The organism is Lysinibacillus sp. FJAT-14222 (assembly GCF_001278875.1).
GTDB classification, from domain to species: domain Bacteria; phylum Bacillota; class Bacilli; order Bacillales_A; family Planococcaceae; genus Lysinibacillus; species Lysinibacillus agricola.
Genome location: NZ_LIYL01000018.1, coordinates 215,918 through 233,964, shown reverse-complemented (window position 1 = coordinate 233,964; position 18,047 = coordinate 215,918). Strand labels below are relative to the sequence as shown.

The following is an 18,047-nucleotide window of genomic DNA, read 5'->3' as shown; positions in this document are numbered from 1 at the left end:
TAAGTTTTCACCCTAAATTTTAAAATTAGGGCTATAACGTGGGGTTGATTTCCGCTCCAACCAGGCGCTTTGTTGCTTTCGCACAGATAAAAACATTGTTGCTGTCGCTTCGCTTTCGCACAGATAAAACATTGTTGCTGTCGCTTCGCTTTCGCACAGAGCAAAGCTTCCTGGAGGCGTCGGATGAGCCGCTACGCTTGCGCTCCATGGTTTCATCTAAGACGCTGACCACCAAGGAGTCGCCCAGCCTCAACTCCAATACTTATATATGGCAATCGTTTTAACAAATGTCATCCCAAACTTTGACGATGAGACAAAATTAGTCTGTTAGTCTGTGAGAATAATAATAAATACTACTATAGAAGCAATCGAGAAAAAAATCGCCATATACTTCATCCATTTTGCTTCTTTAATATAGCCTTGCTCTTTAAAGCTTTTAGCCCTAAAACCATTCGATACGGCAAACATAATAGTCATGGCCAATACCGCAAAATTAAAATTACCCATGATAATAAATATAATAGCCGCAATACTAAAAATCGCGACTAGAATAGATGATAGCCATTTTAAGTTCAACTTGCTGTCCTCCTAAAAAAATCGAGGCTACATAGGCGCCTCGACATAAATTAATTTATGAGTTTGCTTTTTCCGGATGCTCCGAATAATATCTTCGACCGATATATGTTTGAAGAATCAATAATGCACCGCTGACTGACCAGTAAAGTGGTAGGGCTGCCATAGATGACATCGAGATAAAGACAATCATAATTGGTGAAATATAAATAAACATTTTCATTTGTGCTTTTTGTTGCTCTGGTACTGTCCATAATGACACACGTGCTTGAACTAAATAGACAAGACCAGCGATAATTGTCATGACAATATCAGGTGAACCTAAGCTAAACCATAAAAACTCATGTGATTTAACATCTGCAGAATATAAAATAGAGAAATAAAGACCCATGATAATTGGCATTTGAATTAGCATTGGTAAGCAACCCATATTGAGTGGATTGATGCCATGTTTTTGGTATAATGCCATCATTTCTTGTTGATGCTGCATTTGCTCTTCTTTTGTCTTTGCTTCCTTCATTTTTTTCTGAACAGCTTCCATTTCAGGCTTGAACGCATCCATTTTCGTTTTCATCGTTTGTTGCTGACGATAATTTTTTAACATAATCGGCATTAAAACTAAACGAATAAGGACCGTAATAGCGATGATTGCTAAACCATAGCTACCTGAAAAAATAGTGTTTCCGAAAAATTCCAGTAAAAATTCCATAGGTTTTACAAAGATACTATAGAAAAAACCTTCTTTGTTTTGCACAGCTTGACAGCCACTAAGAACAAAAACTACGAGTCCAAGCATTGAAAATAACTTCAAATTTTTCATTTTTCCACCTACTATTATTTATCAACTAAAGTGAAGTATACATTATAGGGTCTATTTTTATCAAATAGCACGTGCTACTAATTACATCGTTATTGCCACACAATGTTTGCATGAAAAAAGATGCGAGCTTTAGAATCACTAATACGTCCGCATCCTATTTATTCATCTTATACCTACTCATTGTGAATAACTATTAAGCACACTTCTGACTTTAAATGTTTTGAAGCTCAGACTCCGCCATTTCAAAACGATAAAACTCATGATGTAGCTCGTCTCTGAAATGTTTGGGCGTTACCCCAGTATATTTTTTAAAAATGCGGGTAAAATAGCTTTGGTTACAGAAATGAAATTGATCTGAAATAGAAGTAATACTTTTATTTGTGTGTCGTAAGTAATACTGTGATTCTTCTACTCGACGAACATTTAAATATTCAACTAGTGTAATACCTACATGTTCTCTAAAAATACGTGATAAGTGACTAGTACTTATATGAAAGTTATTTGCGATACTTTCGACTGTTAAGTCATTTTCCAATTCATCATTTATATACATAATTACCTTATTAACGGTTTGGTGACGGAAAGTCGGCTGCTTGCGATCTGCAATAAAATAGACAAAAAAATCAATTAAATCATCAGCAAATTGTAAAAATTCTGCGTCTTTCATCTGATTTTCAATCATATCATTACAAGCAATGTTAAAAGCAAATGCTTTCTTCGAAGGTACTTGATTGTCTAGCAATTTACGAGCAACAATTGACGACAAAACAGAAAAATAACTTCGAACAATTTTAATGACTTGTTTGCCAAAACGTATTGAAAGAATATCAATTAATTCATGCAAAGATTTCTTAGCCTTTGCAGATTCTAAATGATAAATTTCAAATATTAATTTCGACTCAATATTAAAAAATTCTTCTACTCCGATGTATTGATTAATACTATCGATTTCCTGGAAGTATCTTTTTGATATCGTTTCTGACATAGAATGTTGATGTAGTTGCATAATCTTCCCCATCTTTCCTCAGATTGCACGAATTACTTTTACTATTTTTGACATCGGGCTACTTATTTCAAATAAGAAAATAGTATTTGTTTATTGATTGTATGAATTGAGTCCTATTTCACAATTATACATTGAATATAACTTAAAAATCACCCAACTAAAACACCAGTTACAAAAAAAATAGACTATACAGTGAATTTTACCATATTCTGCGATTTCCTTTCAACCACATTTTGTCTTCCACCCTAGTTCTAATTTATCATATATTCACAGTAGAAACCTCGTAAACTTATTTCGTACAATTAAATTTTACCATATACATATCAAAAAAAATAAGTAATTAATTAAATTTTGTTACAAATTATGTAAGGTGTTTTACGCTTAAATATTTCATCAATCGACATTTCTCTTTTTTATTCCGAAATCTTCTCTATATAATTTATACGAATATGTAGTAAAATAGATGATAATACTATTTTTAAAAGTTTAGATGAGGTGTTAATAGTGGATCCAAAACAAATTGAAGAAATTATGGAGATTATTAAGGAGTTCTTTCCTGAGAATACTTCCATCGCAATTTCCGATACAAACGAATACTTGTATTACCAACCGAGCAAAAAAGTTGATTTGAAAATCAAGCCTGGTGACCCAATTAAAGAAGGTTCAGCTGCTCATAAAGCATTAAGCTACGGGCAAAAGATAAGCTCTTACATTGAACCTGATGTATTTGGCATAGCATATTACGGCATGAGTATTCCTTTAATGGAGGAAGGCGAGACTAAGGGTGCTATTACTGCTATCTTCCCACAAAAGCCATCAGCATTTTTAACGAACTACATTACCATCAAAATTGATGATTGCTGGTACCCAATCAAGCATGATCAAGTCATTTATCTTGAAACACAGCTTCGAAAAACATTTGTTAAAACGATGAGCCGTGAAGGTTATCACCGCTTAAACCTAAGTGATCTTGAGCTATTTTTAGCACCTGACTCATTTATACGCTGTCACCGCTCTTATATCGTTAACATTGACTACATTGATGAAATTCAACCAGACTCACATTCAACATTTTTATTAATCATGAAAGACGGTACTCGTATTCCTGTTAGCCAACGCTACGCAAGCTACTTCCGTCGTTCTTTAGGCTTCTAATCTTTTATAAGTACAGCGAACATTTTAATTGTTCGCTGTACTTTTTTACTTACTGAAACATAGCGTTCATCAAAAATTGGGTATGATATTGGTTAAAACGTATACAGTGGATGCAAGTTGATTGGAGTGGAGACTGAGCGACTCCTTGAGGATTAGCGTCACAGATGAAACCCTGGAGTGCAGCGAAGCGGCTCATCGAAAACACACAGTTGGAACGGAAATCAACCCCCCATTATGTTGTTTAATCTTTTATTTTTAGAAAATTCCCTTTGTGCTCTACATTAAAACGTTTTCTCTGTCGAAAATTCATTTTTATGCTCTTTTTTTCTGTTTTTACTCAATTTAATGCTATTTCTAAAGTTTTTGTGACAATTTGGTGATAGTATTATTCAAATGGTTGGAGTCATACTACAACTGAATAAACAGAAAATTCTTACACGTTTTTTCTAGTTTTGTAATCGGTTTCCATCAAACTTTTTAGGGGAGGATTTTTTTATGGATGCAAATGTTCAAAAACGCCTAGGCTTAAAAGAACTTGAAAGTAAAATTGTTACTGCTGAAGAAGCTGCAGCACTTATCTCTGACGGTGATGTAGTTGGTATGAGTGGATTCACTCGTGCGGGGGACGCAAAAGTTGTTCCTATGGCTTTAGTAGAGCGCGCTAAAAACGAAAAATTCAAAATTGATGTATATACAGGAGCTTCTTTAGGACCTGAAGTTGATAAATACTTAGCTGATGCTGGTGTTATCCGCAAACGTGGACCATTCCAAGGAGATGCAACGATCCGTAATTTAATTAACTCTGGGGATATCCAATATGTAGACGCTCATCTTTCACATAACGCTGAATTAGTTCGTCAAGGAATTATTGGACCAATTAAATATTTAATCCTTGAAGCTGTTGCTATTACAGAAGATGGATTAATTATCCCAACAAACTCTGTAGGTAACTCACCAATCTTCGCTGAATACGCTGAGAATATTATTATCGAATTAAATATCTCTCACCCAGAAGCGTTAGTAGGAATCCACGATATCTATGTACCAGGTGAGCAAGGTCAACGTGAAGCAATCCCAATGACTGATGCTATGCAACGCATTGGTGACATCGGTATTAAAGTAGATCCAGCTAAAATTAAAGCAATTGTTATTTCTGAAGAGCCAGATGCTCCATCATTAATCGTACCGCCAGATGAAGAAACACAAACAATGGCGAACATTTTATTAGACTTCTTCAGCGGTGAAATTAAAGCTGGTCGCCTAACAAAACAATTAATGCCATTACAATCTGGTGTAGGCTCTGTTGCAAACGCTGTACTTGACGGCTTCGCAAATTCAGAATTTGAAGATTTAGTTGTTGCTTCTGAAGTACTTCAAGATGCTGTATTCAACTTAATTGATGCTGGTAAAGTTAAATTTGCAGCAGCTACTTCAATTACACTGACTGAAGAATTACAGAAAAAAGTATATGGCAACCTAGAGAAATACGCTGATAAAATTTGCTTACGTCCACAAGAAATTTCTAACCACCCAGAGCTTATCCGTCGTTTGGGTCTAATCTCAATCAACACTGCTCTTGAATTAGATATCTATGGCAACGTAAACTCAACACACGTATCAGGTACTCGTATGATGAACGGTATCGGTGGTTCAGGTGACTTTGCACGTAACGCACGTCTAGGTATTTTTGTTACTAAATCATACGCAAAAGGCGGCGCTATCTCTTCAATCGTGCCAATGGTTTCTCACGTTGACCACACTGAACATGATGTTGATGTAATCGTAACTGAGCAAGGTATTGCTGACTTACGTGGTCTAGCACCAAAAGAGCGTGTACCTTTAATTATCGAAAACTGTGCACACCCGGATTACAAAGAACAACTTTGGGATTACTATAACCGTGCTCTAGAAGCAACTGGTGGCCACCAAACACCTCATATTTTAGAGGAAGCACTTTCTTGGCACGTAAATCTTGCTACAAACAAAACAATGAAAAAAGAAGTTGCTAAAGCTTAATTACTAAAGTTTAGGAACGCCTCATTAAGTCAAAAAACTTATGAGGCGTTCTTTTTTTGTCGGAGATGGTATAATAAGAGTGATACTCATTCTCACTAATACATAATTTCCCATCGGAGGGGCTATGAAGAAATTTATTTATTTGATTATATTCTTTTCATTTTTTGACCTATTTACCCAGCTTCCTGTCATGAGTACATACGCTGAATCCTTAGGGGCATCAGCCTTTTTAACTGGCCTAGCAGTAGGTATGTATTCCCTTTCCAATACATTTGGTAATATTATTTCTGGTTTTTTAACAGATCGTAAGGGACCATTTGTTATTTTAATCCTAGGTCTTTTAATGACAGGTCTTTCACTATCACTTTATAATTTAGTAGAAGAGCCTATTATTCTATTAGTAGTCCGCTTTGTACATGGATTAGTGGCTGGCTTTATCGTCCCTGCTGCTTTCACATTTTTAGCAAATGCAACTGAGCAAGAAAAAAGAGGCAAGGGCAGTGCTATCTCTGGAGCATTTGTTGGCATCGCCGCAATAATCGGTCCTGCATTTAGTGGAATATTAGCGAGTCGTACTAGCGTACCATTCGTTTTTAATATAACAGCAAGCTTTATGCTTTTGTTAGGTATACTTGCCTTCTTTTTACTTAAATCAAATCAAGTAAAAAAAGAAAACTCTGCGCCAACTGCCAACATTCCTATTCGTGTGCTTTTTAACAATACAGGTACATTAAAAGCCTTCTCTGGTGCATTCTTTTTAATGTTTTCTCAAGGGGTTATTGCCTATCTTCTCCCACTAAAAGTACAATCTTTAGGCTTTGATTCACGTTTAAGTGGAACATTGATGAGTACATTCGGAATTATTGCTGTACTCGTATTTATTTTGCCGACTAACCGTATTTTCGATAAGGTTGCTCCCATTAAAACATTATCACTTGGTATAGCTTTAATGGGGGTAAGTCAATTATTAATTAGTCAGGCAGATTCAAGTACGTTACTTTATATTGCTATGGCCTGCTATGGTTTCGGGTTTGGCTTCTTATTCCCATCACTAAATTCACTTTTAATCGATTCTACGACTGCTGAAATCCGTGGAAAAGCCTATGGTTATTTTTATGCCTTCTTTTCGCTAGGAGTTGTCTTAGGTTCCTCATTGCTCGGTTGGCTCTCACTAGGTATTGTCAGCGGCTTTATATTTACTGGGGTTGTATTATTAGTATTTGCAATCATTATTATAAGCACACAAAAAAGACCTTCTCACGTGAAATGAGAAGGTTTTGTTATTATTTCTCTTGTTCCTGAATTTCCCCATTGAAATAATGGATACCCGTATGTCCCCCACCCTCAGCAACCATTTCGTTTGAAGCTATTTTCGTTGGGGATGTTCCAGCTCGTGTCGCTACTTGAGCAGTTATACGCTCTGAAATATCTTCGTGCATCTCCGTGTTTGTTGTATTCAAATAAGATGCTAATTTAGACTTTGCACCATTGAGCATATTCAATGCTTTATCACGGTTTTCTTTTTTACTTAAATAAGATGCTGCTAAAGTTAACCCTACTAGCACAACACCTGATCCTTTACGTTTTGCCATTATAAATCCCTCCCAAAAATATAGAAACTGGCTCTGTATTATATCTTTTCCCTATTTTCAGAGGACTAAACATACTTTTTATTTACATTACAGCATATATAAAAAGAGAGTAGTCATCTATAACCCTTCGCTTCCATCATATAAACACTTAATTCATAGTACGTCTGTATTTTTCAAGACTTAGTTTAATCATTCTCCTACTAAATTTTATTGCAGGTATCTATTCTTTGCTTATCACCAAAAGTTAGGGATACCATTTGTAAAAACGTATGCTAAATATAAGTTGATTGGAATGGAGGCTGGGCATCAGCGTCACAGATAAGACCCTGGAGCGAGCCGAAAGAGGAACGAAGCATCATGTCCTGCGATAACGCCTTCGTGACCAACATCCTTTTGGCCAAAGCGGCTCATCGGATGCCCCCAGGAAGCTTTGCTCTGTGCGCAGCAACAATGTTTTATCTGTGCGAAAGCGAAGCGGCAGCAACAATGTTTTATCTGCGCGAAAGCGAAGCGTCAGCAACAATGTTTTATCTGTGCGAAAGCGAAGCGTCAGCAACAATGTTTTATCTGCGCGAAAGCGAAGCGTCAGCGGCAATGTTTTATCTGCGCGAAAGCGAAGCGTCAGCGGCAATGTTTTATCTGCGCGAAAGCGAAGCGTCAGCGGCAAATGTTTTCTGTAGCGAAAGCAAAGCGGCAGCTACAAAGCGCCCAGTCGGAACGGAAATCAAACATACTTTATGGTAATGAGCCATCTTTTTCGTAAATTATGATAATTTTGTAACTATTTATGATTATAAAGAACAAGCGAAGGGAATTAATGAATTAATACTAATAATAGGAGAGTGATTATTATGAAAGATCTAGACTCAATATATGATTGGATAGATATGGCTTCATTAGTAGGTGGAGCGGCCCTCTTAACAGCACTAATTTACAGTGTTATTTTACTGTAAGGAGCATCGTGGATGGTTCACGATAGAAATTAAAAGGCAATCCACTTATCTAACAAGCAGATTGCCTTATTTTTATTGTTTTACATCATCATAAGCATTAGTTTTTTCAAATGCTGCAACTACATACGAGCAAACAGCCTCCATTTTATAACCCTGTTCACGCGCATAAGCTGCTGCACGATCCAACAATTTTTTGGCCACACCTTGGCCACGGAGCTTATCTGATACATATGTGTGATCCATTACCATTACTTGGCCCTTCTGCTGCCACGTAATTTCTGCTATTCTTTCCCCTTCTTGCTCATAGACAAAAGCAAGCTTATTTTCTGCTAGCTGTTGTAATTGAAATTCCATTTCTCACCACTCCTTTTTTTCATAGTAACATAGCTTTTTACATTTTTACAAAGATAGCGGGTAGCATCCCATCTCTTGAGCTAACATGACAAAAATAAAAGAATCTGCCCACTTTCCTCTAGCAATCTAGAGGAAGTGTTGCAGACTCTTTTCTATTAATTAAACCAAGATGAAATCGTATCCTTTAAATTAGCAAAGAAATTTTTCACACCTGCCCAGAATCCTGTATCTTCCATTAGCGATCCGAATTTTTCTTTTATTGTATTGCTAATATCATCTAATTGTTCAGACCATTTACTAAAATCTATGTCTAGTTTACTAATTTTGTTCATCAAATCAACTAGTAATTGACGGTCTTTTTCACTTAAATTAATTTCAAGCTTATTTAATTGCTCTTGCACAATCTTTTCAACATCTTCTCGCGTTTCTGGCTTTAATTCCGCAATTTGTTTTTTGATTTCTGTTAGTAATTCTGCAACCTTGGCATCGTCCACCCCAGCTGATTGTGTAAGAGTAGTTGCTACTGATAGTTCTTCATTTGCAACATCTGTACGATCAATATCAAGTGTTTCACCTGTTGTTACTTCGTAAGCTTTGTAAATTCCTACAAGTGCGGAATGACCTGTTACTGCTTTTGGTGCAGCCACCTGTACTGTTGCATCTTCAATACCTGCTGTTAGCATTGCGTTTGCATACATTTCAGACGTAACTTGTGTAATATTTGATGGTGTAACAATTTCAATAACTAAGCCTTCTCCTGCATTCTTGCGCGTAATTTTGGCAGAAGAATACATACGAGAGCTCGAATTACTATCTTTAATATATTTAACTAAGTCTTGACCTGATACTGATATTTCTTCAATTTCAGGCTCTTCATTCACTTTTAATGATTTTTTAACAGACTCTTTTTCAGCCTCAGATAAGTTTGCACCATATACGACGATCGGTACACCTAGTTTTTCATCAATTGCTTTAGGTGGCGTATTATCAGCTGCAAAACCCGTTGCTGGTGCCATCACGCCAAATACTAACATAGTCGCTGTAAGTATTTTCATCCACGTTTTTTTCAAATTGTATGACCCCTTTCGTTAGAAAACTCATTTGGCCTGTATAATGTTTGCCAAGCAATTAGGCCTCGGCATAATTGCTTTCTTCGCTTTCGCTACAAAAAACAACATTTGCTGAAATAAGTTAAACAATAATTAGTACGAAAAAAAGACGAGAAGGTTTCAAAGGGCTCTCGTCATTTTCTTTCACTTCATCTGGTATTCAGTCACCATACCTTAGATATATGAATGTTCCTGCACTAAATTTCCTCTGTCCAACCATTTTGCTGTTTCACTTTACCAGCTTTCAAAAGTGTACCTAACGCGCGTTTAAATGCAGCTTTACTCATATTAAACATTTCTTGAATTTCATCGGGTGAGGATTTATCGCCAAATGGCATTTTGCCCCCAACATCTTGTAGATAATTTAAAATTCTTTGTGCATCATCTGAAATACGTTCATGCTTACGTGGTAAAAGTGAACCATTCAATGAGCCATCCTCTTTTACATCAATAATACGAACAACTACGTCTTGTCCAAGACGAGGCTCTGCATTACGCTCTGATTCATGGACAAAAATGCGGTACGGATTTTCTACACCTAATAAAAAAGAGCCTACTGGTAGCAAACGATATGGTCGTGCCTTGATGTTTTTATTGTGCATTTCATCAAATGCACCTTCATATAATTCCGAAATTTTTTCTTCAGTTGCTAAACGTCCAAATAAATCACCATTGCGATCTGTGCGTAATGTCATAAATAAATGATCGCCTGGTATTGGCCAAAGCTCTGTTATTGCAGGTAAATCTTCAGCTTTCACTAGTACCTCACGTGAAGTACCGATATCTACAAAAACCCCTTCACGCTCGACTACTTTTAGAACACGAGCCCAACCATACTCCCCTTGTACGAAAGATGGAATAGCTGTCGTAGCCGCTAAATCGCCACGACGATCCGCAAATAAAAATACTTCAAGGCGATCACCTACTGTAAGTGGCTCTGTTACCTCTGAAGCATTTAAAGGCAGTTCATCAACTCCATTTGTTAAGATCCATTTCGATGCTTGTTGCTCTAATACTGTTAACGAAACAACTTCACCTGATTTTAATTCGTTCATATTGTCTTCCTTTCCTTTACACCATCATTTTCGCAAAAATTTTTCCGCTGGAGGCTTTAACTTCTGTAGCTGACGTTTCACTTTCGCTACAAAAAAACATCTGTAGCTGACGTTTCACTTTCGCTACAAAAAACATTTGTAGCTGACGTTTCACTTTCGCTACCAAAAACATTTACTGAAAGAAGTTAAAAATTATGCTGTGTCCTAGATGCCTCCAGTTTTTTCACGATGTCCGGATTTTCTTCCATTACCTGCACAAGATCTGCAATTCGATCTATTGAATTCCAACTTAAATGATGTTCAATTCCTTCTACATCATTGTAAATACGCTCTTCATCTACACCAATGATTCGCAAAAATTGCTCTAGAAGCTCATGGCGCTGTACAAGACGTTTTCCAAGTTTTTCCCCTTTTGGCGTCAATGTAAGACCACGGTATTTTTCGTAAACTAAATAACCATCTTTATCTAATTTTTGAACCATTTTTGTAACAGAAGAAGGAAGAACAGATAATGCTTCAGCAATGTCAGACACACGAGCATACCCTTTATTAGCGATTAATAAATATATTTGTTCGATATGGTCCTCCATACTAGGTGTTGGCATATCCTATTCCCTCTCTTTCCTTTTCTTACTTTCTAGTTTACTACAAGCTTGCCTTAAAAGTTAACTGAAAATACATATGCCAGAAAAACAATACATGTGCAACATAAAAAGAACCAACTTCATATGTTGACTCCCGTGTAGTTGGAAAATTTGTGTCAATGAAATTAAGGTATCATTTTAAATAAAGTTTGCTTTACGCAAAGCAAGGGGTTGATTTCCGTTCCAGGCTACTCGCTTTCCTGTGGGCGAGCGTCGAGCCGCTATGCTCCGTGCAGGGTCTCGCCTGTCTCGCTTTCCCACGGGAGTCGAGTAGCCTTCCACTCCAATCAACAATAGCGTAGTGCTATTATAAATTTCATGCATTTCAAAAGTGAACGCTTTGGCTACTCATCATATTCGAACTGAATAGACTTATTTGTATCTGATGTTGCTACCACTTCGCTTTCGCACATAAAACATTTGTTGCTGTCGCTACGCTTTCGCACATAAAACATTTGTTGCTGAAGTTTCATTTTATAATATAAATTAGAGTGTCATGCCAGGAGATACACGTAATTGAATGGGTTGATTGGAGTGGAGACTGGGCGACTCCTTGGGGATCAGCGTCACAGATGCGACCCTGCAGCGAAGCGAAGCGGCTCATCGGACGCCCCCAGGAAAGCGCCTAGTCGGAACGGAAATCAACCCCTCACTTTGTCGAAAAACCATACTTTTTTTAGACACACCTTAATTAACCCAATACTTTTTCAAAAACATGAAGAGCCAACTTCATATAGAAGTTGGCTCCACTTTATGTCGAGGATGCTTATTTACCACATGTAATGCATGAATAATCTCTCTATTGATTCGCTCAATATGTTCAGGAGTATTCATCACTTTAAATGCTTCATCTCGGGCTTCCATAGATGTAACATACTTACTAGGCAATGCATTTAGTGTAAGTGCCACTGTGTCAAGTTCACAGACTTCACATTTACAAAATGTTTGATATTCCGGTCCTCGTAGTAGAAAGCTTACTAAACCACGCACAATTTCCTCTGTAACATTTACTAAAATAGGATCTGACATATTCAAACTTTCGCCTCATTTATTTTTAATTGTTACATTGTTCCTGAAACCATAATAGCGTTAACAAAGGTTTTTTTCAAGAATCGCTAGTAACATCTATAGCAATAAAAATCACTAGCTCATCAGAAAGACTAATTTCCTACATACTACCACCGGATTAAATCTTATTTACTATTTTTTAGTTTTTATTAATCGTAATGAGTTAAGAACAACTAATAATGTTGCACCCATATCTGCAAAAATTGCTATCCATAATGTTAGCAATCCTGGGATAACAAGTAACAGAGCAACTAATTTTAAGGCTAGGGCAAATATAATGTTCTCTTTAATGATGCGTAATGTTTTTCTGCTTAAGCCGATTGTATAAGGAAGCTTCGATAAATCATCACTCATTAATGCGATATCCGCAGTTTCGAGTGCCGCATCTGTGCCAGCACCTCCCATTGCAATACCAACATTGGCTGAGGCAAGTGCAGGTGCATCATTGACACCATCTCCTACCATCGCCACAGCGCCAAATCGTGTACGTAAATCTTTAATGGCCATTAATTTTTCTGCTGGTAATAAACTTGCATGCACATCTGTCATACTTAAAGATGTTGCAATCGCCTGTGCTGTTGGCTCAGCATCACCTGTCAGCATAACTGTATGCTTTACTTTTAGGCCTTTTAATTTATTCAAGACATCTTCACTTTCTTGACGTAATTGATCAGCAATACCAATCATTCCAATAAACTGATCACTACTAACAGCTGCTACTACTGTTTTACCCTGTTTTTGAAGTTTTTTAACCTGTTCCTTTATCATTTCATCCACTGTTGTTAATGTAGCAATCCATTTTAAGCTTCCTACATAGATTGTTTGATCATCAACCGTTGCATAAGCACCTTTGCCTGTAACAGATTGAAAGTCTGTAGGTACAAGCTCTGTTAAATTTTTATCATGCAATGCCTTCAAAATAGCTTTAGCTAATGGATGCTGTGATTGTTTTTCAACTGCTGCTACTAGCTGTAAAACATAATCCTCAGACATCTCTTTTGCTGTAAAAATATCTGTTACAGCAGGTTGACCTTTGGTAAGTGTACCTGTCTTATCAAATGCTATTGCTTCAATATGGCCTAGCTGTTCTAAATGAATACCACCTTTAATCAGGACACCTTGTCTAGCTGCGTTACCTATAGCCGTAACAATAGCAACTGGCGTGGAAACGACTAGTGCACACGGACATCCTACAACAAGGACTGCTAATCCTTGGTAAATCCAATGTTGCCAATCACCTATAAATAAAGGTGGTATAACAGCTACAAGTAAAGCAATAATCATAATTGCTGGTGTGTAGTATTTCGCAAAGCGATCAACGAACTGCTGTGAAGGTGCTTTTTCTGCCTGTGCTTCTTCAACCAAATGAATGATTTTTGCAATTGTTGTGTCTTCTACACGCTTTGTCACTCGAACCTCTAGGGCACCTTCTTCATTTAAAGTTCCTGCAAATACTTCATCATCGACTGTTTTATTGACTGGAATAGATTCACCTGTAATCGCTGCCTGATTCACTGCTGATAATCCACTAACTACAATTCCGTCCATAGCAATCTTCTGACCAGGTTTAACGATTAAAATATCGCCAATTTCAATCTCCTCAGTCGGTAATTCCATCTCATGGAAATGCTCACCATGTGCCCGCTTTATTGTTGCTGTTGGAGGAGCTATATCCATTAACTGACGAATCGATTGACGTGCTTTATCCATTGAATACGCTTCAAGCGCTTCACTTACTGCGAATAAAAAGACAACAACGGCCGCTTCTTCCCATTCTCCTATAATAGCTGCACCTATTACTGCAATGGTCATCAGCGTCTTCATATCAAATTCAAAGCGTGCTAGATTACGGAAGCCTGTTTTAAAAATTCCGATCCCCCCAACTAGAATCGCGATAATAAACATCCCAATTGCTAGCGGATCAGTTTCACTACGCATTGCTCCAATTACATATCCAAGCACTACAAATAACAAAGAGATTCCAGCTAATATATTTTCTGTTTTTCGATAAAAAGGTGTTGATTTTTCAAGCGCTTTTGCTGTAGATTGGGATACTTTTATACCGTCGAAGGCACCTGCCTCTTCAAGCTGATCAACATCAATATCACCAATAACTGTTATTTTAGAAGCACCAAAATTCACTTGTGCATCCTGTACTTCTGGAATAGCTTTCACATTTTTTTCGAACTTTGCTGCACAACTGGCACAGGACAAGTTTTGTAGCCTATATTCTTGTTTAGTTGGCGTCGATGCCATTTGCAATCCCCTCTTTCACATGTTCGTAGGCAACCGTTACAATTTGATACACATGCTCATCAGCTAAAGAGTAATACATTTGCTTTCCTTTACGATACGATTTCGCTAAATTATTATCTTTTAAATAACGTAAGTGATGCGATGCTGTTGCTACTGACGAGCCAATAATGGAGGCAACATCACAAACACATAATTCATCCTCGACCGTTAAGGCATACGCAATTTTAAGCCTTGTTTCATCAGATAATGCCTTTAAAAATTTTGCTACTCCTGATAGATCTGGCATTTGCTGTTGTACCTTAATGACTGCTTCTTCATGAACATGTGTTATCTCACATATTTCTTTTGGCATTTCCTCACCTCATTCAAATGTTCGTTTGATTGTTTTTAATATAACATAATATTCCATCATATTCAAACGAATATTTGAATGTAAATGATTTATATCACAAATTTAAAAATACATTTATTTAAATTGCTACCTTATAAATATAAACGTAAAAAAGCCATCACTTCAATGTGATAGCTTTGCATGTTGTTTGATAATGAAACTATGGTGACATATTAAACAAAGTGGAGATAAATAAGGCATGCTAAGAGGTTGATTGGAGTGGAGACTGAGCGACTCCTTGGGGATTAGCGTCACAGATGAGACCCTGGAGCGAGCAGCGCGAGTGAAGCGGCTCATCGGACGCCCCCAGGAAAGCGCTCAGTCGGAACGGAAATCAACCACTCGTTTTGCTGAGAAACCATGTTGTCTTAATATAAAACCCTATAGATTCTTATAGTTTCTAATTCTATTTTGCTTTTAATCGCAACGTTTTGCCTTTAATATCTTCTTTTCTCACAAACGTTTGATGATAATCTCCATTAGCCCAATCTATTACTTGATCTTGATACCAATCAGATTTTACATGTCCACTCTGCCCGGGACCAACGATATGATAGGCTGAGCTTAAATCGCCAACATCTGCAACAAAACGCCATGATGCTCCGTGATCTACATTTCCAGCCAAATCATTATCAGCTGCCTGAACAGTAACCTTCGAGCCACCGATCGGAACCTTCTTTGCATTAAAGTATGCCGCAAGAATTGGCGAAGCGTTACCTAATGTGTGATCAAAGGTAAGTTGATGGAAATCTCCCCATTGCCACTTTGATGCACTTTTGCCGAATTGATTTTCTATTTGTGCAACAGTGAGTTTTAACGCCTTGTAAACTGTTACATCGACTCCACCTTGCTCCTCAATCCATATGCTCTTGTCTCCTGCATAAGCCGTACGTAAAAGCTGGTCTGTAATATTAAATTTCCCAGACATTAAATTATACATATCTTCTGGCATTTGATCCTTAAATAATACTTCCTGTAACTTTTGCATTAATGTATGGAACACTAAAGGTGCACCTGAATCCTTTGCATCTACCATATTCCAATCCTCTAACAATTTAATAACATCCTCATACTTTCCATCGTGATCTTGTGCCTTTATCGAGTTTAATAAATCTGGTAAAAACTCACGAGCATAAAGGTTATGCTGATCCATTTGTAAATTCATCATGTCTTCCACTGTTAAAGAATCATTTGCTTCTAAAACTTCCTTAATCCGTTCAAAGCGATAAGGCTGTGCCCAGGAATCTGTTATATGATAAGGATATTCTTCACCAATGACTTCATTATTCGCTGTTGCAATAAAGCCTTCTTTTGGGTTTACTACAGTCGGTAACTCATTCCACGGAATAAAACCCTCCCAGCCATAGTCACTGGAATCACCTGGTACCGGTAATTGCCCGTCTCCTTGTTTTCGAATCGGAATTTGGCCATTCGCTTTATAAGCAATCGTGCCATCCTTTGATGCAAAGACAAAGTTTTGTGCTGGTGCCTTAAAATCTTCTAACGCTTTTTCAAAATCATTCCACGTTTTTGCCTTGTTAAAACCAAGTACTGCACGTAGCTCCGTTGTTGGTTGGAGTGCCGTCCACTGCATCGAAAATTGTGCTGTTGGCTCAGTCCCTTTAAATGCTAAATCTGTCATGATAGGGCCATGACGTGTGACAACGACTTCAAAATCTACCGTTTCTCCGTCCTTTACCTTTATTGCCTCATCACGTACTTCCGCTTGCTCCCACTTGCCATCATAGCGGAACTGTGTTGGGTCATCCGGGTTTGGTATTTCAATATATAAATCTTGTACATCAGGTCCAACATTCGTTACCCCCCATGCAATTTCATCGCTGTGACCTAAAATGATGCCTGGAATACCTGCAAAGATTACGCCACTAACATTTTGCTCAGGAGATTGTAGGTGCATTTGATACCAAATAGATGGTGTACTTAATCCTAAATGTGGATCATCTGCTAAAATTGGCGTACCATTTTTGGTTTTACTCCCTGACACAACCCAGTTATTACTGCCGTTAAATTCATTGGGCAACAGCTCTGCATTAAAATTCCCTGCCACTTCTACTGGATTTTCTTTATTTGCTGCGAGAATGGATGAAGCGTTTTCTGGATATTTTATAAATAATTCTTTTGCTTTTTCTTCATCAAAATTTTGTAAAGCCCAGTGTCGAAACGCAAGCGTATTCCAATTACCACCTAAATCATAGGCCATATATTTGCCAATAGTAAGCGAGTCCACAACTGACCACTCCTCTGGGTCATAGCCTAATAATGCAAATTCATAGCTTAAAGTATTATTTTCCTTTGCCTGCGCCATAAAAGCATTTACGCCATCTGTGAACCACTCAAGTACCTGCTTACTTTCTGCATCATAGGTAGATAATGATTTTTCAGCTGCATCTCGTAAACTAAATGTTCGGAAATATTTATCAGTTTTTATAGTTGCCTCACCGATTATTTCCGACAAGCGACCGCTAGCCTGTCTTCTTGCTAAATCCATTTGAAACAGTCTATCCTGCGCTTGCACGTAGCCTTGTGCACGATACAAGTCTGCATCCGTCTTAGCAAAAATATGAGGAACCCCCTTATCATCCCTTGTGACAGTTACATCCTGATCCAGCACGCTCACCGTAAGCTCGCCATCAATTACTGGTTTTGATTTATTCATAAACCATGTAAAACCGATAAATGCGACAATGGCTACTACGGCTAAAAATCCAGTTATAACCAGAAGCCATTTTTTCCACGTAAACTTTCTCACATCACACACCCCCTTCTTTAGAATATATTCTTTTACTCGCTTATCAAATCCTTTTTAAAGGTTCGAAATTTTAGTGTTTATTGCGTTGTAAAAACATTAACTGTAAAAATATAAAAAAAATCGCATTTCCTTTTAGAAAATACGATTTTTTATGTTGTTGAAAAAATATTGTCTCAATGAAATTATGGTGTCATTAATTAGAGTAGATCTTCGGCAAAACGAAGTGTCCGCAGCATCAGCCGAGGAAGCGCCCACAGGAACACGAGTAGCTTGGAACAGAAACTA

General features: G+C 37.4%; 19 protein-coding genes. 5 read left to right on the top strand and 14 right to left on the bottom strand.

What is annotated here, in order from left to right; translation table 11 throughout:
• Positions 1–12 precede the first annotated feature (12 nt).
• From AN161_RS08910 to AN161_RS08895, 4 genes are all read right to left on the bottom strand, one after another.
• On the bottom strand, positions 13–216 hold the full coding sequence (locus AN161_RS08910) for a hypothetical protein (protein ID WP_053594001.1): 204 nt from the start codon (positions 214–216) through the stop codon (positions 13–15).
• A 111-nt stretch (positions 217–327) separates the two neighbouring features.
• Positions 328–576, bottom strand: a complete 249-nt coding sequence (locus tag AN161_RS08905; RefSeq protein ID WP_053594000.1) for a hypothetical protein — start codon at positions 574–576, stop codon at positions 328–330.
• 55 nt (positions 577–631) lie between these two features.
• Positions 632–1,393, bottom strand: coding sequence for a membrane protein insertase YidC (gene yidC / locus AN161_RS08900; protein WP_053593999.1), 762 nt, complete (start codon positions 1,391–1,393; stop codon positions 632–634).
• Positions 1,394–1,604: 211 nt separating this feature from the next.
• Positions 1,605–2,399 carry a helix-turn-helix transcriptional regulator gene (locus AN161_RS08895; protein ID WP_053593998.1) on the bottom strand — a complete coding sequence of 265 codons (795 nt, stop codon included), beginning with the start codon at positions 2,397–2,399 and terminating at the stop codon, positions 1,605–1,607.
• A 504-nt stretch (positions 2,400–2,903) separates the two neighbouring features.
• Between AN161_RS08895 and AN161_RS08890 the strand changes: the two genes are divergently transcribed.
• From AN161_RS08890 to AN161_RS08880, 3 genes are all read left to right on the top strand, one after another.
• Positions 2,904–3,554 (top strand): LytTR family DNA-binding domain-containing protein, encoded by a 651-nt coding sequence (locus tag AN161_RS08890; protein ID WP_053593997.1) that lies wholly within the window; start codon positions 2,904–2,906, stop codon positions 3,552–3,554.
• 495 nt (positions 3,555–4,049) lie between these two features.
• Entirely contained in the window at positions 4,050–5,570 is a 1,521-nt protein-coding gene (locus AN161_RS08885; protein WP_053593996.1) for a succinate CoA transferase, read from the top strand.
• 124 nt (positions 5,571–5,694) lie between these two features.
• A complete protein-coding gene (locus AN161_RS08880; protein WP_053593995.1) occupies positions 5,695–6,840 on the top strand; it encodes an MFS transporter in 1,146 nt (381 codons plus the stop codon).
• Positions 6,841–6,853: 13 nt separating this feature from the next.
• On the opposite strand, the gene AN161_RS08875 is transcribed toward AN161_RS08880, so the two are convergent.
• A complete protein-coding gene (locus AN161_RS08875; protein WP_053593994.1) occupies positions 6,854–7,162 on the bottom strand; it encodes a hypothetical protein in 309 nt (102 codons plus the stop codon).
• Between the two features lie 357 nt (positions 7,163–7,519).
• Here AN161_RS08875 and AN161_RS08870 point away from each other — a divergent pair, with 357 nt between their 5' ends.
• On the top strand, positions 7,520–7,906 hold the full coding sequence (locus AN161_RS08870; protein ID WP_053593993.1) for a hypothetical protein: 387 nt from the start codon (positions 7,520–7,522) through the stop codon (positions 7,904–7,906).
• Positions 7,907–8,187: 281 nt separating this feature from the next.
• Here the strand turns inward: AN161_RS08870 and AN161_RS08865 are convergent, their stop codons facing one another.
• The 5 genes from AN161_RS08865 to mntR all read right to left on the bottom strand — a co-directional run bounded on the left by AN161_RS08865 (position 8,188) and on the right by mntR (position 11,238).
• Positions 8,188–8,469: a GNAT family N-acetyltransferase gene (locus tag AN161_RS08865; protein WP_053593992.1), complete on the bottom strand. Its 282-nt coding sequence runs from the start codon at positions 8,467–8,469 to the stop codon at positions 8,188–8,190.
• 155 nt (positions 8,470–8,624) lie between these two features.
• Positions 8,625–9,539 carry a DUF1002 domain-containing protein gene (locus tag AN161_RS08860; protein ID WP_053593991.1) on the bottom strand — a complete coding sequence of 305 codons (915 nt, stop codon included), beginning with the start codon at positions 9,537–9,539 and terminating at the stop codon, positions 8,625–8,627.
• A gap of 236 nt (positions 9,540–9,775) precedes the next feature.
• A complete protein-coding gene (locus AN161_RS08855) occupies positions 9,776–10,633 on the bottom strand; it encodes a S1-like domain-containing RNA-binding protein (protein ID WP_053593990.1) in 858 nt (285 codons plus the stop codon).
• A gap of 16 nt (positions 10,634–10,649) precedes the next feature.
• Positions 10,650–10,787 carry a hypothetical protein gene (locus AN161_RS29550; RefSeq protein ID WP_201406564.1) on the bottom strand — a complete coding sequence of 46 codons (138 nt, stop codon included), beginning with the start codon at positions 10,785–10,787 and terminating at the stop codon, positions 10,650–10,652.
• Positions 10,788–10,818: 31 nt separating this feature from the next.
• Positions 10,819–11,238, bottom strand: coding sequence for a transcriptional regulator MntR (gene mntR / locus AN161_RS08850; RefSeq protein ID WP_053593989.1), 420 nt, complete (start codon positions 11,236–11,238; stop codon positions 10,819–10,821).
• A 592-nt stretch (positions 11,239–11,830) separates the two neighbouring features.
• Between mntR and AN161_RS29545 the strand changes: the two genes are divergently transcribed.
• A complete protein-coding gene (locus AN161_RS29545; protein WP_158002996.1) occupies positions 11,831–11,968 on the top strand; it encodes a hypothetical protein in 138 nt (45 codons plus the stop codon).
• Positions 11,969–12,006: 38 nt separating this feature from the next.
• On the opposite strand, the gene AN161_RS08845 is transcribed toward AN161_RS29545, so the two are convergent.
• From AN161_RS08845 to AN161_RS08830, 4 genes are all read right to left on the bottom strand, one after another.
• Positions 12,007–12,312 (bottom strand): late competence development ComFB family protein, encoded by a 306-nt coding sequence (locus AN161_RS08845; protein ID WP_053593988.1) that lies wholly within the window; start codon positions 12,310–12,312, stop codon positions 12,007–12,009.
• A 165-nt stretch (positions 12,313–12,477) separates the two neighbouring features.
• Positions 12,478–14,601: a heavy metal translocating P-type ATPase gene (locus AN161_RS08840; protein ID WP_053593987.1), complete on the bottom strand. Its 2,124-nt coding sequence runs from the start codon at positions 14,599–14,601 to the stop codon at positions 12,478–12,480.
• Complete coding sequence (locus AN161_RS08835; protein ID WP_053593986.1) at positions 14,582–14,953, bottom strand: metalloregulator ArsR/SmtB family transcription factor; 372 nt, start codon at positions 14,951–14,953, stop codon at positions 14,582–14,584. Before AN161_RS08835 ends, AN161_RS08840 begins: the two co-directional genes overlap by 20 nt.
• A gap of 445 nt (positions 14,954–15,398) precedes the next feature.
• Positions 15,399–17,762: a penicillin acylase family protein gene (locus tag AN161_RS08830; RefSeq protein ID WP_082340010.1), complete on the bottom strand. Its 2,364-nt coding sequence runs from the start codon at positions 17,760–17,762 to the stop codon at positions 15,399–15,401.
• Positions 17,763–18,047: the final 285 nt, after the last annotated feature.